This is a genomic window from Cupriavidus sp. GW821-FHT02F09, assembly GCF_059421605.1.
The window spans coordinates 54233-75613 of sequence record NZ_JBWKVH010000008.1 but is presented as its reverse complement, the minus strand read 5'-3'; the positions used below and the strand labels follow the sequence as shown (position 1 = coordinate 75613).

Below are 21381 nucleotides of genomic sequence, written 5' to 3'. Positions count from 1 at the left end.
GCCTCGTCACATCCTGCAAGATGTCGGAATAAAATACTATGTAGAAGAACCATTCGATTATCAGGAACTATCAACCCTATTGGCACTCCAACTTAGCAGTCCCCCGGCTTGAGTGCTAATATGTGTTGCAATGCAGTGCGAGACCCCGAAAAGGGCCGCACACGCGGGCAACCCACCCGCCGGATGCGAAAGGAGCCATCGAGTGAACGCAGTCCTATCTGCTGACCAAACCCAAATGACCAACCGTCTGCCTGCGGTGCCACAAGGCGCCGGGACGTTTGCGCTGACCTTTCCCGGAACGCTGGGAAATATCGACAGCTATATCCAGGCTGTCCACCGTATTCCCCTGCTTACCCCCGAGGAAGAGCAGCGGCTCGCGCGCGAGTTGCGCGAGCACGACTCCGTCGATGCGGCGCGCCGCATGGTGCTGTCGCACCTGCGCCTGGTGGTGTCCATCGCCCGCCAGTACCTCGGCTATGGCCTGCCCCATGCAGACCTGATTCAGGAAGGCAATATCGGCCTGATGAAGGCCGTGAAGCGCTTCGACCCGGATCAGGGCGTGCGGCTGGTGTCTTATGCGATGCACTGGATCAAGGCCGAGATCCACGAATACGTGCTGAAGAACTGGCGCATGGTCAAGGTGGCTACCACCAAGGCTCAGCGCAAGCTGTTCTTCAACCTGCGCAGCCACAAGCAAGGTGCCCATACCTTCACGCCGGAACAGATCGACGCGGTTGCGCGCGAGCTGAACGTCAAGCCGGAAGAAGTGATGGAGATGGAAACCCGCCTGTCGGGCGGCGACCTGGCGCTCGAAGGGCAGATCGACGATGGCGAAGAGGATTTCGCGCCCATCGCCTACCTGGCCGACAACCACAACGAGCCCACCCGCGTGATCGAGGCGCAGCGCCACGACCGCCTGCAGGTGCAAGGCCTGGAAGAAGCGCTGTCCAAGCTCGACGACCGTAGCCGCCGCATCATCGAGGCGCGCTGGCTGCAGGTCAACGACGACGGCTCGGGCGGCTCCACGCTGCACGAACTGGCTGACGAATTCGGCGTTTCCGCCGAACGCATCCGCCAGATCGAAACCGCGGCGATGAAGAAGATGAAGGGTGCGCTGCAGGCCTTTGCCTAAGGCTTAAGCGCACCAAAAGTAGAACAGGGCCGGTCTCGCGACCGGCCCTGTTTTATTTTGCCTGCCGGCTTCGCGCCGGCGGCCCGCCTCATGACAGCATCAGGACAGCAGTTGCTTGAGGTCGTGCACGATCGGCTCCGGCCCCTGGCCGTGGCGGATAAACAGGCGCAGCTTGCCGCTCGGGTCGAACACATAGCTGCCCGCCGAGTGATCCATGGTGTAGTTATTCGGGGACGTGCCCGGCACCTTGGCGTAGAACACCTTGAAGTCCTTCGCAACCTTCTGCAGCGCGGCATCGTCGGCCGGGCGCATGCCCAGGAAGCGCGGATCGAAGGCCGGCACATACTGCGCCAGCAGCGCCTGCGTATCACGCTCCGGATCCACCGTAACGAACAACACCTGCACCTTGTCGGCGTCCGGTCCCAGTTGTTCCATCACCGCCTTGAGCTCGGCCATGGTGGTCGGGCACACGTCAGGGCAATGCGTATAGCCGAAGAACATCACTACCGCCTTGCCCTTGAAGTCGCCAATGGAGCGCACCTTGCCGTTGTGGTCGGTAAGGACGAAGTCCTTGCCGAACTCGCTGCCGCCGGTGATATCGACGTTCTTGAAGGAAGCCTTCTGCTGGCCGCATGCCGCCAGCAGCAGCGCGCACAGGGCCAGCAGGCAAAACCGGCGGAAGGCCGCGAAGGTGGGGAGAAAGCCTGAAGGGAAATGGTTTGGCATGCGAGTTCGGGTGGTGTTGGCGAGCCGGCGCCGCCCGGCAGGCGGCTAGGCGCGACAAGGTCACATTAACAGATGACACGCAGTATCGCCGATCGTGGCCGCCACGCGCGCAGGCCGCGACAAGATGCCGCAAGCCTGCGCGCCCCGCTCAGGCCTGCGGCAGGAATTTGAAGTAGTGATCGACCAGCAGCGCGGCGAACAGCAGCGAGAGATACAGGATCGAGAAGCGGAAGGTGCGTTGCGCCAGCGCATCCGAGTAGTTGCGATACATCTTCCACGAGTAGGCCAGGAACCCGCCCCCCAGGATCAGCGCGGCCGCCAGGTAGATATAGCCGCACATGCCGTACACAAAAGGCAGCAGCGTGGCCGCGATCATGATCAGCGTGTACAGCAGGATATGCAGCAGCGTGAAGCGCTCGCCGTGCGTCACCGGCAGCATCGGCAGGCCGGACTTGGCGTAGTCGGCGCGGCGATACAGGGCCAGGGCCCAGAAGTGCGGCGGCGTCCACGTGAAGATGATCAGCACCAGGAACCAGGCTTCCGCCGGCAGGTCGCCCGCGACCGCCGCCCAGCCAAGCGCCGGCGGCATGGCGCCGGACAGGCCGCCGATGACGATGTTCTGCGGCGTGGCCGGCTTGAGCAGGATGGTGTACACCACGGCGTAGCCCACGAAGGTGGCCACGGTCAGCCACATGGTCAGGTCGTTGGTGTAGACGTGCAGCAGCCACATCCCTGCCCCACCCAGCACGGCGGAGAACACCAGCGTCTGGATGGTGGTGATCTCGCCGGTGGCCGACGGGCGCCACGCGGTGCGGCGCATCAGCGCATCAACCTTCTGCTCCACCAGGCAGTTGATGGCGAAAGCGGCACCTGCCAACAGCCAGATGCCGGCGGCACCGCCGATCAGCACCGGCCACGGCACCATGCCGGGCGTGGCGAGGAACATGCCGATGATGGCGCAGAAGACGGCAAGCTGCGTCACCCGCGGCTTGGTCAGGGCGGCGTACTGGCGGATCAGGTGGCGAACCCGCCCGAGGGGATGTGTGTGGGTAGCTGTAACCACTGGAGAGTTCTTGTCTTTCATGTGGCGCGCGCGGCGGCCGGCACGTCGGTAGCAATGTCAGCGGACCGGGCCGCGAGCCCTATATTGTAGTTGAGGCGAACCAGGAGCAGCAGCAAGACCGCCGCGCCGCCGTTATGCGCCACCGCGGCACCCAGCGGCCAGTCGAACACGATGTTCGACAGACCTGTGGCCAGTTGCAGCGCGAGAAAGCCCAGCAACCAGCCCGCGCTGCGCGTGAGGCCACCATGGCGGCGTGCCTGCAGCCCAAACCAGGCCAGGAAAGCCAGCACGACGAAAGCGAAGCCGCGATGCACCCAATGGATCGCCACCAGGGCCGAGTGCGGGATGTAGTCGCCGTCGGCGGTCATGCCGAGCTGGCGCCACAGCGTAAAGCCGTGGTGGAAGTCCATGTCCGGCACGAGCTGGCCGTTGCACAGCGGAAAGTCGGTACACGCCAGCACAGCATAGTTAGTGCTCACCCAGCCGCCCAGGAAGATCTGCAGCACCAGCAAGGCTAGCGCGATGCGCGCCGGCCAGCGCAGCCCGGCCGCCTGCGGCGCCACCCGCAAGGGTGGATCGTTGCGCGAGCCCAGCCAGATCAACGCTGCCAGCAGGCTCATGCCGAGCATCAGGTGCGTGACCACGATGATGGGCTGCAGCTTGAGTGTGACCGTAAAGGCCCCGAATGCGCCCTGCACGCACACCAGCAGCAGCACCCCGGTGGCGAACCAGGGCGACTGCTTGAGTTCGCGCCGCTTGACCCAGGCCAGCACCATCAGCGTGATGATCAGCACGCCGACCGCCATGGCGAAGTAGCGGTGGATCATCTCGATCCACGCCTTGGTGATGCTCACGGGCCCGCTGGGCAGGGCCGTCTCGGCGGCGCGGATAGGTTCCTGCGCCGCGTGCGGGTTGGAGTGGCCATAGCAGCCCGGCCAGTCAGGGCAGCCCAGGCCGGAGTCCGTCAGCCGCGTGAAGCTGCCGAACATGATCAGGTCCAGCGTCAGGAAGGCGGTGATCCAGACCAGCTTGCGATACTTGTTGCGGTCCCCTTTGACCAGCACGTAGCTCAAGGGGAACAGCGCGATCAGGACGCCGATGATGGCGAGTTGGAGCAGCATGCGCGCCTCACCCGATGTGAGAGTACTTGAGCAGCTTCTTCAGGTCGGAGCTCATCTTCTTGGGGTCCGGCTCCTTGGGGAAGCGCATCATCAGGTTACCCAGCGGGTCGATCAGGAACAGGCTGTCCTCGATCCGGGCACCCGGTTCCGCCGGCAGCCATTTCTGCATGGCCTCGCGGTTGGCGCGCAGGAAGCGCACGCCGGCATAGGGCTCGTTGTAGGCAGCAGACAGGCGGGAATCGATCGGGCCTTCGTCACTGATCAGCCACACCGGCACGATGCGCTCGCGGTCCTGGCCTTGCCCCGCGCGGATCTGGCGGATGGTGAACAGTTTCTTGGCGCAGGCTTCGTCGCACGCCGCGCCGTCCGCCGTCACCAGCAGCCACTTGCCCTTGAAACTATCCAGCGGCACGGACTCGGCACGCTCATTGCCGATCTGTATCGCGGGCATCGGGCGCTGCGGCTCGATCAGCGTGCCGTAGTTGGTGGATCCGCCCGCCGGCTTGAACACGTAGTACGTCAGGTAGGAAGCGATGACAGGCGAAGCGCACACCAGCAGAAGCAGCAGCATCTGGATGCGGCCGCGACGGGTGCGGGCGTCGATGCGCGAGTCTTGCGGCGCGGCGCGGGCGGTCTGGGCCGAAGCGGGATCTGGCTGTTGCATAGTGTTTCGTCTGTCTGTCGTCTGTCTGTCGTTAGGGGCGGTTGCGCTCATCTGACCGCAACGCGCCGCTGTGGTTCGTGGGTGATACGGGTGCCACCCGCGTGAATGCTCAAGCCGTCATGCGGGCCGCGCGCCGCCAGCTCAACGCCACCAGTAGCACCAGGGTCAGCGCCGCCAGCCCGAACCACTGGAAGGCATAACCATAGTGGCGATCCGCGCCGATGTCCGCTGGCGCCCAGTCGCGCGCCAGCCCGTCGCCGCTGTCGTTGCGCTGTTCCAGCACAAAGGGTTGCAGGGGCACGCCAAGCTCCGCTGCATAAGCGGCGAGATCGACATTCTGGCGGATCTTCTGGCCGGCCTCGGCATTCGCGCCCTGGCCCAGGCTGAAGACCCTGGGCACGGTCGCCAGCGCGGTGCCGTCCAGCTCCACCTCGCCTTGCGGCGTCGGGAACGGCGCGATATGGGTACGATCCTGCGCGTCGCGAGGCAGCCAGCCGCGCAGCACCAGCACGGCCGGCGCGGCCGCATCGCCCCCGGCAACCCGCAGCGGCGTCAGCACCATGAATCCGGCACGGCTATCGGTGCCGTTGCCGTGGGGGCGATTGTCCAGCAAAACCGTATGCGCTGCATCGAAGCGCCCGCGCACGTGCACACGCCGCTCCGCCAGCGCGCCATCCACCAGGCTGCGCCCGATCTCCAGCGGCGGCTGGGCAGCCAGCGCCTCAAGGCGCGCGGCCCGCGCCACTTTTTCATGGGCCCGATTCAGCTGCCAGTTGCCCAAGGCACAGGTGAGCGCGATCACCACCAGCGCGGCGATGGTGGGCAGCGGGCTCAGTGCGCGCCACAGCTTCACGTGCGGCCTCCCTGGCATTTCCCGAGGGCGTTGCCACGCGCGCCGATGCGATAATGGCACTCTATCCCTAGCAGACCCCGCGCTTGCGGGCCCTCCATGCGCATCGTCATCCTCATCGCGTTCTTCCTCATCATCGGTAGCCTGGCCTGCGCCCTGTTCTTCATGATGCGCGACCGCGGCAGGACGCCAAACATGATGCGCTCGCTGATGTTCCGGGTCGGCTTCTCGGTGGCCCTGTTCGTCTTCATCCTGTTCTCGCACTGGATGGGATGGATACAGAGCACGGGCATCCGCATGGCGCCCTGAAGCCGGCACGGCCCGGCTACGCCAGGTTCAAACCACAAAAAACAAGCGCCGCAGGCTGGCTACTTCCCCTGCGGCGCTTGTTTTTTGTTGTTCCTCGCGAAGGAGGAGAACCTCCCCCGCGATGCCGCCGGCGTGGGCGGCGGGCACTGCAATCGGGTGTCTTACAGCCAGTACACCACGATGTAGAGGAACAGCCACACCACGTCGACGAAGTGCCAGTACCAGGCAGCGCCTTCGAATGCAAAGTGATGGTCGGGCGTCAACTGGCCCTTGAGCACCCGCACCAGCACCACCGTCAGCATGATCGCGCCGAGCGTCACGTGGAAACCGTGGAAGCCGGTGAGCAGGAAGAAGGTGGAACCGTAGATGCCCGAGGTCAGCTTGAGGTTCAGCTCCGAATACGCGTGGTGGTATTCGTACACCTGGAAGCACATGAAGACCGCGCCCAGCAGGATGGTCAGCACCAGGCCCTGGATCAGCTGGCTGCGCTTGTTGGCCAGCAGCGCATGGTGCGCCCAGGTCAGCGTCACGCCGGACATCAGCAGCAAGGCGGTGTTGATCGTGGGGATCGGCCACGGGCCCATGGTCTGGAAGCTCTCCACGACACCGGCCGGTCCGAGGTTCGGCCATACGGCGGCGAAGTCGGGCCACAGGATCTTGTTGTTCAGGTCGCCGAGCCACGGCATGGCAATGTTGCGGGCGTAGAACAGCGCGCCGAAGAACGCCGCGAAGAACATCACCTCGGAGAAGATGAACCAGCCCATCGACCAGCGGAAGGACAGGTCGATGTTCTTGCCGTACTTGCCCGTCTCGGATTCGTTGATCGCCTCGCCGAACCAGCTCTTGAGCACGAACAGGAACCACAGCAGGCCCAGGCCGCACAGGTAAGGCCCCCAGGTCTGCCCGTTTACCCAGCCAGCAGCACCCCCAGCCGTCAGCAGCAAGCCGAAGCTAGCCGTGATCGGATGGCGCGAGGGGCCCGGTACGAAGTAGTACGGAGCGTTTGCGCGGTTCGCACTCATTCTTTTTTCTCCAGCTCAGAGTCTCTGATTCAGTAATCGTTATCCGCACATCCAGCCCTGACGGGGCCGGCGGCATGCTTTTGCCCTGCTCTTTTTACTTACTCCTGCCCTGCCCCGTGCCTTGCGCTGCGTGGCCTCACCCTACCACCACACGCACGACCGTGATCAGCACCGCGATCAGGATGGCTACCCCGATCAGGCCGGCAATGATCACATGGACCGGGTTGAGCTGTGCCATGTCGCGCTCATGCTCGCTGCCCTTGCGCAGGCCGATAAACGACCAGAACACCGCGCGCAGCGTCTGCGCAAATGACAGCTTGCGCTTGACCGCGTCCTTCATCTCATCCACGGCTTTTCCCCTGCAACTTGCCTCGCCTGCAAACTCAAATGCCCTTGCCCGCGCCTGCTGGCTGCGCGTCGAGGGGACCTTGCGGCGCTTGCGCCACCGGCGTCCCGATCTCGAAGAAGGTATAGGACAGCGTAATGTTCTTCACGTCTTTCGGCAGGTCCGGATCGATCACGAACACAACCGGCATCTCGCGTGCTTCCTTCGCCTTGAGCGTCTGTTCCTTGAAGCAGAAGCACTCGATCTTCTTGAAATACTGCGTGGCCAGCTTGGGCAGGTAGCTCGGGATGGCCTGCGCCGAGATATCGCGTGCCTGGCCGTTCGCCACTTCGTAGACGATGGTGGTCATCTCGCCGGGGTGCACTTCCATGCTGCTCTTGACCGGACGGAAGGCAAAGGGCCCGCGCGCATTGGAGTCGAACTCGACCGTGATCGTGCGGGTTTTGTCCACCTGCGTGTTCTTGACCTGGCCACCGTACAGGTCCCGCGTGGTCACCACGTTCAAGCCGGTGATCTCGCAGATCTTCTTGTACAGCGGCACCAGCGCATAGCCAAACGAGAACATCAACGCCACCACCACCAACAGCCGCAGCATCATCCCGCGGTTGAACTTCTTGTCGGTGGCATTGCTTGACTGCTGGTTCGCGCTCATCTCAATACCCTGCAGCTTCAGCCAAGAAAGATCATCTTGGCGAAGAAACCCAAAAAGAAAACCATCACGATCGAGAAAAGGATCAGGCCGAGACGACGATTGGAGGCCTTGCGGTCTGCCTGCGATGGACTTTTGTTTGGATCCTGCATAACACCTTGCTTGCGTGGCGCGGAAGGACGGGCAGTGCCCATCCTTCCGTGCTTATTGCGGCTTGCCTGACTACGGCTTACTTGACTTGCGGCGGCACTTCAAAGGTGTGGAACGGGGCCGGCGACGGCACGGTCCATTCCAGGCCCTCGGCGCCATCCCAAGGCTTGTCCCCGGCTGCCTTGCCGCCACGGTAGGACGGCAGCACCACGAAGAAGAAGAAATACACCTGCATCAGGCCGAAGCCCAGTGCGCCAATCGATGCAATCGCGTTGAAATCCGCGAACTGGGTCGGGTAGTCGGCATAGCGACGCGGCATGCCGGCCAGGCCCAGGAAGTGCATCGGGAAGAAGGTGATGTTGAAGAAAATCATCGAGCCCCAGAAGTGGATCTGGCCGCGGGTTTCGTTGTACATGAAACCGCTCCACTTCGGACCCCAGTAATAGAAGCCCGAGAACATCGCGAACAGCGAGCCCGCCACCAGCACGTAGTGGAAGTGGGCAACGATGAAGTAGGTGTCCTGCAACTGGATGTCGATCGGGGCCACCGCCGGCATCAGGCCGGTGAAGCCACCGATGGTGAACACGAAGATGAAGCCGATCGCGAACAGCATCGGGGTCTCGAAGGTCATCGAGCCACGCCACATGGTGGCGATCCAGTTGAAGATCTTCACAGCCGTCGGCACCGCGATCAGCATGGTGGCGTACATGAAGAACAGCTGGCCGGTCACGGGCATGCCGGTCGTGAACATGTGGTGAGCCCACACGATGAACGACAGGATGGCGATCGAAGCGGTCGCGTAGACCATCGAGCTATAGCCGAACAGGCGCTTGCGGGCGAAGGTCGGCACGACGTGCGAGACGATCCCGAACGCCGGCAAGATCATGATGTAGACCTCGGGGTGGCCGAAGAACCAGAAGATGTGCTGGTACATCACCGGGTCGCCGCCGCCGGCAGCCGAGAAGAAGCTCGTGCCGAAGTGACGGTCGGTCAGCACCATGGTGATGGCGCCAGCCAGCACCGGCATCACGGCGATCAGCAGGTAGGCGGTGATCAGCCAGGTCCAGCAGAACATCGGCATCTTCATCAGCGTCATGCCGGGTGCGCGCATATTGAGCACCGTGACGATGATGTTGATCGAGCCCATGATCGACGACGCGCCCATGATGTGCATGGCGAAAATCGCCATGTCCATGCCGGGGCCCATCTGCACCGACAGCGGCGCGTACAGGGTCCAGCCGGCGGCGGTGGCGCCGCCCGGTGCGAAGAACGACAGCACCAGCAGCAGCGCTGCCGGGGGCATCAGCCAGAAGCTGAAGTTGTTCATCCGCGCGAACGCCATGTCCGATGCGCCGATCTGCAGCGGGATCATCCAGTTGGCAAAGCCGACGAAGGCCGGCATGATCGCGCCGAACACCATGATCAGGCCGTGCATGGTGGTGAACTGGTTGAACAGTTCCGGGCGGAAGAACTGCAGGCCCGGCTCGAACAGTTCGAGACGGATCAGCAGTGCCAGCGCGCCGCCAGACAGCAGCATGGTGAACGAGAACAGCAGGTACAGCGTACCGATGTCCTTGTGGTTGGTGGCAAACAGCCAACGGCGCCAGCCATGCGGTTGATCGTGGTGATCGTCATGCGCGTGGTCGTGCGGGTGGGCGAGCGCGTCCGGGGTAGCAGTACTCATCGCGAAAACTCCTGAAATCCTGTTCAACCTGCGGCGCGGTCGCCCGCGGCGCTGGCCTGCTTGGCAGCGGGCTTGTCTTCCGTCTTGGGCGCGGCATCGCCGCTCGCGCCAGGTGCGCCGCCGCCTTCGCGGAACTTGCCGGCACGCGCATTCACGAAATCGCTCGGTTGAATCACTTCACCCGTCTTGTTACCCCAGTTGTTGCGGGTGTAGGTCATGACGGCAGCGAGCTCGGTATCGGAGAGGTGCTTCCACACCGGCATGGCACCCTTGCCTTCCAGCAGGATATGCATCTGGCCTGCGTCCGGGCCGTTGACGATCTTGGAGCCGTCGAGAGCCGGGAAGGCGCCGCCGCCCTTGCCGTTAGGCTGGTGGCAGACCGCGCAGTTGGCGGTGTAGACCTTCTCGCCACGGGCCTTGAGCTCGTCCAGGGTCCAGGTCTTGTTGGGATCGTCCGCCTTGGCGGCGAGCTCCTTCTTCTTGCCGTCGACCCACTTGGCGTAGTCGGCGTCGGAGACGACGCGCACGACGATCGGCATGAAGGCGTGTTCCTTGCCGCACAACTCGGCGCACTGGCCACGGTACACGCCAACCTTCTCGGCCTTGAACCAGGTGTCGCGCACGAAGCCGGGAATGGCATCCTGCTTGACGCCGAAGGCCGGGATCATCCAGGCATGGATGACGTCATTGGCCGTCAGCACCATGCGGACCTTCTTGTTCACGGGCACCACCATCTCGTTGTCCACCTCCATCAGGTAGGTGTTCGACTTGGGGGCCTCGTTGTTGATCTGTTCGCGCGGGGTGGTCAGGGTGGACACGAAGGAGATGCCTTCGCCGTCGCCCTTCAGGTAGTCGTAGCCCCACTTCCACTGGTAGCCGGTGGCCTTGATGGTGATGTCGGCGTTGGTGGTGTCCTTCATCGCCACGACCGTCTTGGTGGCAGGCAGGGCCATGCCGATGACGATCAGGAAGGGGATGATGGTCCAGATCACCTCGACGGTGATGCTTTCGTGGAAGGAAGCCGACTTCGCGCCCTTGGACTTGCGGTGCTTGAACACGGAGTAGAACATCACCCCGAACACGCCGATGAAGATCACGGTGCACATGATCAGCATCATCCAGTTCAGCCAGTGAATCTGCTCGGCGATCTTGGTGACCGGCTCGGTCAGATTGAGCTGTCGCACGGCGGGGCCACCTGGCATGTCTTCCACTGCCAGGGCTGCGTAGCTGGTGAGCAGGGATGCCCCCACCAGACACGCTGCGGATGCCTTCTTCCACATTTTCATTTGTTATCTACCCAATTTACAGATTCAAATCTGTGACTCGCCGGCCCCCGCTGCCTCTCAGAGGCAGCGCAAAGCCGATGCGAGCTCCTGCGCGAACTTTCGCCGCTTGTACGGGTCCAGAAAACACCCCACCCGCACAGCGCTCTTGCCCGAGCGCAGCAACACCAGCGCCCGTAATGATTCACCCGGTTCAACCCGCACCCATAGCGGGTTGAATTCATGCCGTGTCAGCTGCCCTGCACTGACCGAAACCACTACCAGCCTGCCGTCGACGAGGCTGACGCGCTCGTAGTCCGACGCATGCCGCCCGTGCACCAGCAGGGCAATGCCCAGCCCCAGCAGTTCCAGCCCGGCAAAGGGAAGCACGAGCCATGACCCTCGCCACGCGAAGAACAAAGCGATGGCGAGCGAAACACTGACGATTGAGAGGTAAAACCAGCCAACCTGGCGCGGAGACAGCGAACAATTCCGCTTCATCAGCCAGTCTTTGTCCGGCGGGCCAAATCCGTCGGAACTGCCGCCGGATTTGCCTTGCGCCGTCTGGAGTGCGATACCCAAGTCTTGCATCGCCAACCTTGCATCGCCAACTACTCTGCGCTGGATGCACGCCTGGACGATTGCGCCTGGGACGCACCATTGAAGTGCGATTTCGGGCAAATTGTGCCAGGGAGACCACTGCGACAAACTGGCGCATTATAGGGCGCTTCGCCTACTCGGACAAGGCCGCTACTTGACCAAGGGGCTAGCGCGCGACAAGTTTTTGTGCATCAGTACGGTGCTCGCCATCGGCCGCTTGACTGCGCCGCCGATGCGTGCAGCAGCGCCGCGGACGTTACTTGCGCTGCCGCGCGCGCCCGATCTTGTCGAGCGGAACCACGGCGTGGCCGAGCTCATCGACAGCCTGCTTGCCGCGCGGCGCCAGCTTCCAGGCATGGCCGTAGACGATCTCGAACGTAAGCGGGATCAGTCCCTCGGCATTGCGCTGGCGCTCCAGCGCGGCCAGCAGTGCTGCGTGCCAGCGGCGAGCGCGCAGCCCTCCCTGGCTCGCGCCAGCCGGCAGGCGCAGCCCGCCGAAGGCCTGCACTTCACGCAGCAAGGTCCGCGGCGACTCATAGGTGATCGTCAGCGTCTCCATGTCCATCACGGGCGTGGACCAGCCGCTGTGCACCAGCATGTCCCCGATATCGTGCATGTCGACGAAGCGCAGCGTGTGGGTGTCGCCGTCCACTTCGGCAAAGGCGGCGCGCAATTGCGCCAGCGTATCCGGCCCGAACAGTGAGAACAGGACCAGGCCTTCGTCGCGGGTGACCCGGTGCCACTCCGGGAAGACCCGGTGCGGCTCGGGGTGCCAGTGCAACGCCAGGTTGGACCACAACAGGTCGAAGCTGGCCGGGGCGAAGGGCAATGTGGCAAGATCGCCCTGCACCAGGTCGAAGGTCGGGCGCTTGCCAAGCAGACGCCCAAGCCACCCGGACTGGCGCTGGGGATCGCGCTGGGCCGCCTCGCGCAGCATGGCGCCGGAAATATCCATCCCGGCGATCTGCGCATCCGGGTACTGGGCACGCAGCGCGGCCAGGCCGCGCCCGTGGCCGCAGCCGATATCGAGCGCGCGCGCCGGCGCCAGCCGGATCATCTGCATGCGCTCCTGCATGCGCTGGCCAATCTCGCCCAGCAGGAAGTCCAGTTGGCTGAATCCGGCGCTGCGCCGGTCGAAGGCGAGGCGGGTCAGCCGCGTGGGCGGCAAATAGGCATCGGGGGAGTCGGCGTCATGCAGGGACACGGTCAAACCAGGCAGCAAGAAACTAAGAATGAGGATGACGGCCGGCGTGAGGCGGCGGTCGGGCATGCGGTGCGCGCGCCAGCGGGCGCCGCAACAGGATCGCAAGTATACGCGTCCACCGCCAGGCCTGCCGCCGGCGCCCCCGACGTGCCTCATGCGGCAGTCGCCCCCGTGCCGTGCCGCCTGGCGCGCCCGGGCGAAGGCACCCTGCGCCATCATGCGCGGCGCTTGCTGCGCACGCTCCTGCCAGCGGCTTGCGCACTTTGCGGCACTGTGCAGGACGAAACCGTCTGCGCAGGTTGCGCGCAAGAGTTGCTAACGCCGCTGCCGCGTTGCCGCTGCTGCGCCCGGCCGCTAGCGCGCACCGCCGGGCCAGGCGCAACCTCGCTCTGTGCCCAGTGCCGCTACGAGCCGCCGCCTTTCGACGACGCGCTGGTGCTGGGCGACTACGCCAGCCCGCAGGACGGCCTGGTGCTGGCCTTGAAGTTCGGCGGCGTGCTGCCGCTGGCGGACTGGCTTGGGGGCGAACTGGCGTGCCGCTGGCAGGCCGAGTCCGGAAGATCCGGCGTGGCCCTGCCCGATGTGCTGGCGCCGATCCCGCTGTCCGCGCAGCGCCTTGCCGAGCGTGGCTTCAACCAGTCCTGGGAAATCGCCCGGCCGCTGGCACGCCGGCTGGGCGTGCGCGCCGCGCCGACGCTGCTGGCGAGGCTGCGCGATACGCCGGCCCAAGCCACGCTGGACCTGCCCGCGCGGCAGGTCAACCTGCAGGATGCCTTCGGCCTCGGGTCCGGCCATGACGTTGCGGGCCGGCATGTCGGCCTGGTCGACGATGTGATGACCAGCGGCGCCACCTTGGGCGAAGCGGCGCGGGTCCTGAAAGCCAACGGCGCGGCGCGCGTGACGCTGGTGGTCGCCTTGCGCACGCCGTAGCGCAGCCCACAGGCCCGGCGTGACAGCCGGCCCACGGCAGGGTAAGCTGCCCAGCGTTTCACGGCTGCGGCGCCCCTGGCCCGCCCCTCCCCCATGTTCAATGTCGTCCTGGTCGAACCCGAGATCCCGCCAAACACCGGCAATGTGATACGGCTGTGCGCCAACACCGGTGCGCGCCTGCACCTTGTCAAGCCACTCGGCTTTCCGCTGGAAGACGCGCGCATGCGCCGAGCCGGCCTGGACTATCACGAGTACGCCAGCATGCGCGTGCACGAGAACTGGGACGCGCTGATGGAAAGCGAGCGACCCGACCCGACCCGCATGTTCGCGCTGACCACGCATGGCTCGACGCCCTTCGGCCAGGTCAGCTTCCAGCCCGGGGACTGGTTTGTGTTCGGCTCGGAAACGCGCGGGTTGGCGCCGGAGCGGCGCGAATGGTTTCCCACCGCGCAGCGCATCCGGCTGCCGATGCGGCCGGACAACCGCAGCCTCAACCTCTCCAATACCGTCGCGGTCGTGGTGTTCGAAGCTTGGCGCCAGAATGGCTTTGCCGGCGGCGCCTGAGGCCGCCACCGGCGCACTTCCTTATTCCGGCTGCACGCCCGCCACGTGGATCACCTTGTCCCAGCGCACCTTCTCGCTCGCCATGGTCTGGCGCAGCGATTGCGGCGCGGTGCCGGCCGGCACGAAATACTGAGCGCGCATCTTGGCGCGCACGTCCTCGCTGCCGATGATGGCCACCAGCTCACGATAGAGCCGGTCGATCACCGGCGCGGGCGTGCCCGCCGGGGCCAGCACTGCTTGCCATGAGATCGCCTCGAAGCCGGGATAGCCGGATTCCGCCACGGTGGGCACCGCGGGCAGCAGGCTGGTGCGCCCGCTGGTGGTGACCGCGATGATGCGCAGCTTGCCTGCAGTCACCAGCGGCATGGCGATGGCCGGCACCATGAAGCCGGCCTGCACCTGGCCGCCGACCATGGCGGTGGTGATCTGCGCGAACCCAGGATAGGGGATGTGCTGCAGGTCGATGCCGGCGGCCGCCTTGAGCTGCTCCATGGCCAGGTGGGCAGCGCTGCCGTTGCCTACCGACCCGTAGTTCAGCACACCCGGCCGGGAACGGGCCAGGGCCACGAACTCCCGCACGTCATGCACCGGCAGGCGGGCATCCACCACCAGCACATTGGGCGAAGTCGCCACCAGCGACACGGGGGCGAGCTGGCGCACAGGGTCGTAGCCGAGATGGCGCGACAAGGTGGGCGCGGTGACCAGCGGCCCATTGATGGTGAGCAGCAAGGTATAGCCGTCCGGGGCGGCCCTGGCCACCATGCCGGTGCCGATATTGCCGCCGGCACCCGGACGGTTCTCCACCACGACCGCTTGTCCGAGCGCTGGGGCCAGCTTCTCGGTCAGCAGGCGCGCGATCAGGTCGGGCGAGGACCCGGCTGGGAACGGCACCACCATGCGGATCGGCTTTACGGGCCAGGGCTGGGCGGATGCGGGCGCAGCCAGCGCGGTGCCAGCCACGCCAGGCATGGCACAGACGGCAAGGGCCTTCAGGACGCGGCGACGATCTTCCATTGCGCGCTCACTCATCGCGTGCATCGCGCTGAAGCAGCCGCGCCACCGCATCGGCGGCGGGCAGCCCCTCGAAGAGCACGGCACATACCGCGCGCGTGATCGGCATGTCGACGCCCTTGGCCGCGGCCAGCGCCGCCACGGCCTGCGCGCAGCGCACGCCTTCGGCAACATGGCCAAGCTCGGCCAGAATCTGCGCCAGCGTCTTGCCCTGCGCCAGTTGCTGGCCAACCTTGCGATTGCGCGAGAGGTCGCCCGTGGCGGTCAGGATCAGGTCGCCCATACCGGCCAGGCCCATGAAGGTTTCGACGCGCCCTCCCAATGCCATGCCGAGCCGGGTCATCTCGGCCAGGCCGCGCGTTACCAGCGCGGCGCGCGCGTTCAGGCCCAGGCCCAGGCCATCGCTGGCGCCAGTAGCAATCGCCAGCACATTCTTGACTGCGCCCCCCACCTCGGCGCCGACCAGGTCGTCGCTGCCGTAGATGCGCATGGCATGGTGATGGAATGCCTGCTGAGCGAACTCGGAGAGCGCCGGCGAAGTGCCCGCCACGGTCAGCGCGCAGGGCAGGCCCAGCGCCACTTCCCGGGCAAAACTAGGCCCGGTCAGCACGCCGTAGCTGGTGTCGGCGAGACGGCCGGCGACGGTGAGTTCTTCCCGCACCATCTGGTGCGGCAACGCATTGGTGCCTGCTTCGAAGCCCTTGCACAGCCAGAGCATGCGCAAGCCCCCGGCCTGGCTCGCGGCCAGCCTGCGCGTCATTTCGCGCAGGCCCGAAACCGGCGTGGCGACGATCACAAGGCCATCGGGTTCGACATCGGCATGCGCCGCGGCCCGCTCGAAATCGGGTTCCACCACGAGCCGCCCGGACAGCGGCACGCCGGGCAGGTAGGTAGCATTGACGCGGTCGGCGCCGATAGCGGCCAGCTGGGCGGCATCACGCCCCCACAGCACCACATCGTGGGCCGCGGCGGCATGGCTGGCGAGCGCGGTGCCCCAGGCACCTGCACCGAAGACAGTGATTTTCATGGCGGTTTGCCTCGCTTGTTCGGCCTCGAAACCTTAAGCCCTGAGCCTTAAGCCTTGCGCGCCACGAATGACGCGAACCGGAAAGACAAAACGGGGCCGAAGCCCCGTCTTTGCGACATCCTGCAGCAGGATCAGTGACGAGCCTGGCTGCCGTCGGGCATCACGATGCCGCTGTTGCCACCTTGCGCGGTTTCCGCTTCTTCCATCGCGGCCTGCAGGCGCTGTTCGTACAGGGCCTGGAAGTTGATTTCCGACAGATGAATGGCCTGGAAGCCGGCGCGGGTGATCACGTCGGCGATATTGCTACGCAGGTACGGGTAGAGAATGGTCGGGCAGGCAATGCCCAGCAGCGGGTCGAGCTGCTCCACCGGCACGTTGCGGATATCGAAGATGCCGGCCTGGTGGGCTTCCACCAGGAAGGCAACCTTGTCCTGCACCTTGGTGGTCACGGTACCGGTCACCACGACTTCGAAGATACCTTCCTGGAGCTGCGAGGCACCTACGTTCACCTGCACTTCCACGGCCGGCGCTTCGGTCTCGAGGAAGATGCCGGGCGAATTCGGCTGCTCGAGCGACATGTCCTTCAGGTACACGCGCTGGATGTTGAAGAACGGCTGGTCTTCCTGCTGATTGTTCTGCTGGTCGCTCATGAAAGGCTTCCGGAAAAATGGGCGTTGGGGGCCAGGCGAGCGGGACATTGGCACCATGGGCGGGATTGGCCCAGGGTGAACGGCCCGGGTCGGCACCCGGTTGGAAAACGTATATGGTACATGACGCGGGTGGCGAATTCACCCGCGGCGAGACAGGCTGCGCTTCAGGCGCCCAGCAGCGGCACCAGGCCACCCTGGCGATCGAGCGCCGAGAGGTCGTCGAAGCCACCGACATGGGTCTCGTCGATGTAGATCTGCGGCACGGTGCGGCGACCGGTGCGGCTCATCATTTCCTCGCGCTTGCCGGGCTCGCGGTCGATCAGGATCTTCTCGATCGCCTCGACGCCCTTGGCCTTCAGAAGGCGCTCGGCCATCTGGCAATACGGACAAACTACCGTGCTGTACATTACAACGCGGGCCATGCGCATCTCCTTGAAAAACGGAATCCGGCGGTTGGTCGGGTGCTCGCAAGCCGGGACAGCGGCGGCAACGGAGGACGTGCCCCCAGCGCCGCTTGCCTGCGCCGCTTACTTGACCACGGGCAGACCGGCTTGCTGCCAGGCGGCAAGGCCACCTTCGAGCGAATAGATCTCACTGTAACCGGCTTCCTTCAGGGCTGCTTGACCCTTGCCCGAGCGCTGGCCGGTCTGGCACACGACGATGATGGGGACGGACTTGTCCTTTGCAAGGCTGGCGGCACGGCTTGCCAGGTCGGAAAGTGGCGCACTCTTTGCTTGCGGCAGGTGGCCCTTGGCGTATTCGGTGGCTTCCCGGATATCCACAACCACGGCATTGCGCTTGTTGATCAGCTGGGTAGCGGCGGCCGGGTTGACGGTCTTGCCGGAGGTTCCGCGCGAGATGGCGGGCCACGCCAGCAGGCCGCCCGACACGACGGCGAGGGCGATCAAGGCAAGGTTGTTGTAGTCGGCGAAGAAATTCACGTTGGCATTCCGGTGGGTTGAGTCGGCGGCATTATAAAATAGACGGTTTGGCGCCCGCGACCCGCTATTGTCTCCTAGTTGACACATGTGCGGCGGTATGTGGCAGGGCGCACACAGGTTTCTCACGCTTTGGAAGCAGCATGTACAAACTCGTTCTCATCCGCCACGGCGAATCCACGTGGAATCTCGAAAACCGCTTCACCGGCTGGGTCGACGTCGACCTGACCGACACCGGCGTGGCCCAGGCCAAGCTGGGCGGCAAGCTGCTGCGCGAGGCAGGGCTGGCCTTCGATGTAGCCTACACCTCGGTGTTGAAGCGTGCCATCCGCACGCTGTGGCACGTGCAGGACGAAATGGACCTGATGTGGATTCCGGTCCGGAACGAATGGCGCCTGAACGAACGCCACTATGGTTCGCTGTCCGGCCTGAACAAGGCCGAGACCGCCGCCAAGTTCGGCAACGAGCAGGTGCTGGTATGGCGCCGCAGCTACGACACCCCGCCGCCGGCGCTCGACGCGGACGATCCGCGTGCGGCTTACGACGATCCGCGCTACGCGCAAGTGCCGCGCGAGCAGATTCCGCTGACCGAATGCCTGAAGGACACGGTCGAGCGCGTGCTGCCGCTATGGAACGAATCCATCGCCCCCGACATCAAAGCGGGGAAGCGCGTGGTAATCGCCGCCCATGGCAACAGCATCCGCGCGCTGGTGAAGTACCTGGACCAGATCTCGGATGACGACATCGTTGGCATCAACATCCCCAATGGCACCCCGCTCGTGTACGAGCTGGACGCAGACCTGCGCCCGCTGCGTCATTACTACCTGGGCGACCAGGAAGCGATCGCGGCCTCCCTGGCCGCCGTGGCGAACCAAGGCAAGGCAAACTGAGGCCCAGGCCGGGCGCGCGCCGCGAGGCTCGCCCGGCCGTCTCAGGCAGTGGACCAGGCCTTTTTTGCTGCTCCCTCTTATACTGTCGGACAAATCCGGCCGGTGCGATGCGCCAGGCCGGCTCCGACACAGCACAATCCTCACACGTTCAGGCAGCCCTCATGCGTAAGACGCTCAAGAACATCAGTCTTGTTACTGCCGGACTCGTTGCCGGCGTGCTCGCCACGCTGCAACTATCGGCCACGGCGCAGAATTCGCCGGGGCCGCTCCCGCTGGAGCAGTTGCGCTTGATGGCCGACATCTTCGGCCAGATCAAGCGCGAATATGTCGAGCCGGTGGATGACAAGAAGCTGCTGACCGAAGCCATCAAAGGCATGGTCGCCAGCCTGGATCCGCATTCGGCCTATCTGGACGAGAAGGACTTCAAGGAACTGCAGGAAGGCACGCGCGGACGCTTCGCCGGCCTGGGGATCGAAATCTCGCAGGAAGAAGGGCTCGTCAAGGTGATCAACCCGATCGAAGACACCCCCGCCTTCCGCGCCGGCATCCAGCCCGGCGACCTGATCACCCGCATCGACGACAAGCCTGTGCGCGGCCTGCCACTGGAGCAGGCAGTCAAGCGCATGCGCGGCGAGCCGGGCACCAAGGTCACGCTGACCATCTATCGCAAGAGCGACGAGCGCACCTTCCCGGTGTCGATCACGCGTGCGGAGATCCGCGTGCAGTCGGTCAAGGCCAAGCTGATCGACAATGACCGCCTCGCCTGGGTCCGCCTGACCAGCTTCCAGGAACGCACGGTGGCCGACCTGGGCAAGAAACTGGACGAACTGGCCCAGAAGAACCCCAACCTGAAGGGCGTGATCCTGGACCTGCGCAACAACGGCGGCGGCGTGCTGCAAGGCGCGGTCGGCGTGGCGGCAGCCTTCCTGCCCGACGACGTGACCGTGGTCTCGACCAATGGCCAGGTGCCCGATGCCAAGCGTGTCTACAAGACCACGTTCAACAACTACCGGCTGTCCTCGCTCGAGGACGATCCGCTCAAGGACCTGCCGGCGCTGTATAAAAAGATCCCGATGGTGGTGTTGACCAACGCCTACTCGGCGTCGGCGTCCGAAATCGTTGCCGGCGCGCTGCAAGACCACAAGCGCGCGCTGATCATGGGCAAGACCACGTTCGGCAAGGGCTCCGTGCAGACCGTGCGCCCGCTCACCAACGACACCGGCATCAAGCTGACCATCGCGTACTACTACACGCCGACGGGCAAGTCGATCCAGGCCAAGGGCATCCGCCCGGACATCCCGGTCGACCAGAACCCGGAAGGCGATCCTGACGACGCGCTGATCACCCGCGAGATCGACACCGAGCGCCACCTGCACAACAAGCAGGAATCGGAAGAGCCCGAGATGAACGAGCGCGAGCAGCGCCGCGTCGAGGAACTGCGCCGCCTCGAGGAAGAAAACGCCAAGAAAACGCCGGAAGAACGCGACAAGGAACGCAAGAAGAAGCCGATCGAGTTCGGCTCGGCCGAGGACTTCATGCTGCAGCAAGCCATTGCCCAGCTCGAAGGCCAGCCGGTCAAGCGCTCCAAGTCCAAGCTTGAAGCCGTGGCCACGTCGGACAAGCCGTCCAAGCCTGCGGCAACCAAGGCGGCTACCCCGGCCAAGCCGGCCAGCAAGGCACCAGCCGGCGCGCCGCCGGCCAGCGCCCCGATGGGCACGCCGCTGGGCACGCCGACCGGCAAGGCCCCCTGAAATCCTGATGAATAACAGCGGCCCCGCGGGGCCGCTTTTGCATTGCACGCCATGAACGACGCATGAACGACGATCAACTGCTGCGCTATTCGCGGCATATCCTGCTCGACGAACTCGGCATCGAGGGCCAGAGCCGGTTGCTCGCCAGCCACGCGCTGGTGATCGGCGCGGGCGGCCTGGGCGCTGCCGCCCTGCCCTACCTGGCCTCGGCCGGCGTGGGCACCATCACCGTGGTCGATGACGACGTGGTCGATCTGACCAACCTACAGCGCCAGGTGATCCACACCACCGCCAATGTCGGACGCCCCAAGGTGGAATCGGCGCGGGAGGGCATGCTGCGCATCAACCCGGGCATCGACGTGCGCCTGGTACAGGCGCGCGTGGGCGCCGCAGAGTTAGCGCGCCTGGTGGCCGATGCCGACGTGGTGCTCGATTGCTGCGACAACTTCGACACGCGCCAGGCCGTCAACCGCGCCTGCGTCCAGCACAGCGTGCCCCTGGTGTCCGGCGCGGCCCTGCGCTTCGACGGGCAGATCAGCGTGTTTGACCACCGCCAGCCGGGCGCGCCCTGCTATGCCTGCCTGTTCCCGCCCTCGCAGCCGGCGCAGGAAGTGGCTTGCGCCACCATGGGCGTGTTCGCGCCGCTGGTGGGAATGGTGGGCACGGTGCAGGCGGCGGAGGCCCTCAAGCTGCTGATGGGCGTCGGCACCACCCTGGCCGGCCGCCTGTTGATGGTCGATGCGCTTGGCATGGAATGGACCACGATGCGCCTCGCGCGCGTGGCCGATTGCGAAGTCTGCGGTGGCGCGCACGCGCAGGCCGCCCCCTAGGCGGCCTG

Annotated in this window: 25 protein-coding genes; 7 read left to right on the top strand and 18 right to left on the bottom strand. The window is 65.1% G+C overall.

Annotated elements, in window-relative coordinates; genetic code table 11:
• Positions 1 to 235: 235 nt before the first annotated feature.
• Entirely contained in the window at positions 236 to 1132 is an 897-nt protein-coding gene (rpoH, locus tag AC07XB_RS11930; RefSeq protein ID WP_220810654.1) for an RNA polymerase sigma factor RpoH, read from the top strand.
• A gap of 99 nt (positions 1133 to 1231) precedes the next feature.
• On the opposite strand, the gene AC07XB_RS11925 is transcribed toward rpoH, so the two are convergent.
• The 5 genes from AC07XB_RS11925 to AC07XB_RS11905 form a co-directional block, all read right to left on the bottom strand.
• Positions 1232 to 1858 carry an SCO family protein gene (locus AC07XB_RS11925; RefSeq protein ID WP_492374357.1) on the bottom strand — a complete coding sequence of 209 codons (627 nt, stop codon included), beginning with the start codon at positions 1856 to 1858 and terminating at the stop codon, positions 1232 to 1234.
• A gap of 148 nt (positions 1859 to 2006) precedes the next feature.
• The gene (locus AC07XB_RS11920; RefSeq protein WP_492374358.1) at positions 2007 to 2942 is read right to left on the bottom strand and encodes a heme o synthase; all 936 of its coding nucleotides are present in this window, start codon (positions 2940 to 2942) and stop codon (positions 2007 to 2009) included.
• Positions 2939 to 4042 (bottom strand): COX15/CtaA family protein, encoded by a 1104-nt coding sequence (locus AC07XB_RS11915; protein WP_492374359.1) that lies wholly within the window; start codon positions 4040 to 4042, stop codon positions 2939 to 2941. The genes AC07XB_RS11920 and AC07XB_RS11915 overlap by 4 nt, the downstream gene beginning before the upstream one ends.
• A gap of 7 nt (positions 4043 to 4049) precedes the next feature.
• A complete protein-coding gene (locus AC07XB_RS11910) occupies positions 4050 to 4706 on the bottom strand; it encodes an SCO family protein (RefSeq protein ID WP_492374360.1) in 657 nt (218 codons plus the stop codon).
• Positions 4707 to 4815: 109 nt separating this feature from the next.
• Positions 4816 to 5577, bottom strand: a complete 762-nt coding sequence (locus AC07XB_RS11905; RefSeq protein ID WP_492374361.1) for an SURF1 family protein — start codon at positions 5575 to 5577, stop codon at positions 4816 to 4818.
• 78 nt (positions 5578 to 5655) lie between these two features.
• Here AC07XB_RS11905 and AC07XB_RS11900 point away from each other — a divergent pair, with 78 nt between their 5' ends.
• Positions 5656 to 5865 (top strand): twin transmembrane helix small protein, encoded by a 210-nt coding sequence (locus AC07XB_RS11900; protein ID WP_492374362.1) that lies wholly within the window; start codon positions 5656 to 5658, stop codon positions 5863 to 5865.
• Between the two features lie 161 nt (positions 5866 to 6026).
• Here the strand turns inward: AC07XB_RS11900 and AC07XB_RS11895 are convergent, their stop codons facing one another.
• The 8 genes from AC07XB_RS11895 to AC07XB_RS11860 form a co-directional block, all read right to left on the bottom strand.
• Positions 6027 to 6887 carry a cytochrome c oxidase subunit 3 gene (locus AC07XB_RS11895; RefSeq protein WP_006159467.1) on the bottom strand — a complete coding sequence of 287 codons (861 nt, stop codon included), beginning with the start codon at positions 6885 to 6887 and terminating at the stop codon, positions 6027 to 6029.
• A 136-nt stretch (positions 6888 to 7023) separates the two neighbouring features.
• Positions 7024 to 7236: a DUF2970 domain-containing protein gene (locus tag AC07XB_RS11890; RefSeq protein WP_035861042.1), complete on the bottom strand. Its 213-nt coding sequence runs from the start codon at positions 7234 to 7236 to the stop codon at positions 7024 to 7026.
• A 34-nt stretch (positions 7237 to 7270) separates the two neighbouring features.
• The gene (locus AC07XB_RS11885) at positions 7271 to 7885 is read right to left on the bottom strand and encodes a cytochrome c oxidase assembly protein (protein ID WP_150989703.1); all 615 of its coding nucleotides are present in this window, start codon (positions 7883 to 7885) and stop codon (positions 7271 to 7273) included.
• A 17-nt stretch (positions 7886 to 7902) separates the two neighbouring features.
• Entirely contained in the window at positions 7903 to 8034 is a 132-nt protein-coding gene (locus AC07XB_RS11880; protein ID WP_006159470.1) for a cytochrome oxidase small assembly protein, read from the bottom strand.
• A 77-nt stretch (positions 8035 to 8111) separates the two neighbouring features.
• The gene (ctaD, locus tag AC07XB_RS11875) at positions 8112 to 9716 is read right to left on the bottom strand and encodes a cytochrome c oxidase subunit I (protein ID WP_150989700.1); all 1605 of its coding nucleotides are present in this window, start codon (positions 9714 to 9716) and stop codon (positions 8112 to 8114) included.
• A gap of 23 nt (positions 9717 to 9739) precedes the next feature.
• Positions 9740 to 11002 (bottom strand): cytochrome c oxidase subunit II, encoded by a 1263-nt coding sequence (gene coxB, locus AC07XB_RS11870; RefSeq protein WP_492374363.1) that lies wholly within the window; start codon positions 11000 to 11002, stop codon positions 9740 to 9742.
• Between the two features lie 57 nt (positions 11003 to 11059).
• On the bottom strand, positions 11060 to 11569 hold the full coding sequence (locus AC07XB_RS11865; protein ID WP_253929796.1) for a DUF2244 domain-containing protein: 510 nt from the start codon (positions 11567 to 11569) through the stop codon (positions 11060 to 11062).
• Between the two features lie 265 nt (positions 11570 to 11834).
• Positions 11835 to 12848 carry a methyltransferase domain-containing protein gene (locus tag AC07XB_RS11860; protein ID WP_492828759.1) on the bottom strand — a complete coding sequence of 338 codons (1014 nt, stop codon included), beginning with the start codon at positions 12846 to 12848 and terminating at the stop codon, positions 11835 to 11837.
• Between the two features lie 81 nt (positions 12849 to 12929).
• Here AC07XB_RS11860 and AC07XB_RS11855 point away from each other — a divergent pair, with 81 nt between their 5' ends.
• On the top strand, positions 12930 to 13712 hold the full coding sequence (locus AC07XB_RS11855) for a double zinc ribbon domain-containing protein (protein WP_492828761.1): 783 nt from the start codon (positions 12930 to 12932) through the stop codon (positions 13710 to 13712).
• Positions 13713 to 13805: 93 nt separating this feature from the next.
• Positions 13806 to 14276 carry a tRNA (uridine(34)/cytosine(34)/5-carboxymethylaminomethyluridine(34)-2'-O)-methyltransferase TrmL gene (gene trmL, locus AC07XB_RS11850; protein ID WP_492374366.1) on the top strand — a complete coding sequence of 157 codons (471 nt, stop codon included), beginning with the start codon at positions 13806 to 13808 and terminating at the stop codon, positions 14274 to 14276.
• A gap of 21 nt (positions 14277 to 14297) precedes the next feature.
• Here trmL and AC07XB_RS11845 read toward each other — a convergent pair whose 3' ends face one another.
• The 5 genes from AC07XB_RS11845 to AC07XB_RS11825 form a co-directional block, all read right to left on the bottom strand.
• Positions 14298 to 15290 (bottom strand): Bug family tripartite tricarboxylate transporter substrate binding protein, encoded by a 993-nt coding sequence (locus AC07XB_RS11845; RefSeq protein ID WP_492374367.1) that lies wholly within the window; start codon positions 15288 to 15290, stop codon positions 14298 to 14300.
• A gap of 7 nt (positions 15291 to 15297) precedes the next feature.
• Positions 15298 to 16314: an NAD(P)H-dependent glycerol-3-phosphate dehydrogenase gene (locus AC07XB_RS11840; protein WP_492374368.1), complete on the bottom strand. Its 1017-nt coding sequence runs from the start codon at positions 16312 to 16314 to the stop codon at positions 15298 to 15300.
• A 131-nt stretch (positions 16315 to 16445) separates the two neighbouring features.
• A complete protein-coding gene (gene secB / locus AC07XB_RS11835) occupies positions 16446 to 16964 on the bottom strand; it encodes a protein-export chaperone SecB (RefSeq protein WP_043343340.1) in 519 nt (172 codons plus the stop codon).
• A 164-nt stretch (positions 16965 to 17128) separates the two neighbouring features.
• A complete protein-coding gene (gene grxC, locus AC07XB_RS11830; RefSeq protein WP_492374369.1) occupies positions 17129 to 17386 on the bottom strand; it encodes a glutaredoxin 3 in 258 nt (85 codons plus the stop codon).
• 105 nt (positions 17387 to 17491) lie between these two features.
• Positions 17492 to 17905 (bottom strand): rhodanese-like domain-containing protein, encoded by a 414-nt coding sequence (locus tag AC07XB_RS11825; protein WP_150989682.1) that lies wholly within the window; start codon positions 17903 to 17905, stop codon positions 17492 to 17494.
• A gap of 140 nt (positions 17906 to 18045) precedes the next feature.
• Between AC07XB_RS11825 and gpmA the strand changes: the two genes are divergently transcribed.
• The 3 genes from gpmA to AC07XB_RS11810 all read left to right on the top strand — a co-directional run bounded on the left by gpmA (position 18046) and on the right by AC07XB_RS11810 (position 21373).
• Complete coding sequence (gpmA, locus tag AC07XB_RS11820) at positions 18046 to 18792, top strand: 2,3-diphosphoglycerate-dependent phosphoglycerate mutase (RefSeq protein WP_416047507.1); 747 nt, start codon at positions 18046 to 18048, stop codon at positions 18790 to 18792.
• A gap of 161 nt (positions 18793 to 18953) precedes the next feature.
• Positions 18954 to 20543, top strand: coding sequence for a S41 family peptidase (locus tag AC07XB_RS11815; RefSeq protein ID WP_492374370.1), 1590 nt, complete (start codon positions 18954 to 18956; stop codon positions 20541 to 20543).
• Between the two features lie 62 nt (positions 20544 to 20605).
• Positions 20606 to 21373: a HesA/MoeB/ThiF family protein gene (locus tag AC07XB_RS11810; RefSeq protein WP_174426586.1), complete on the top strand. Its 768-nt coding sequence runs from the start codon at positions 20606 to 20608 to the stop codon at positions 21371 to 21373.
• The last annotated feature ends 8 nt before the right edge of the window (positions 21374 to 21381 follow it).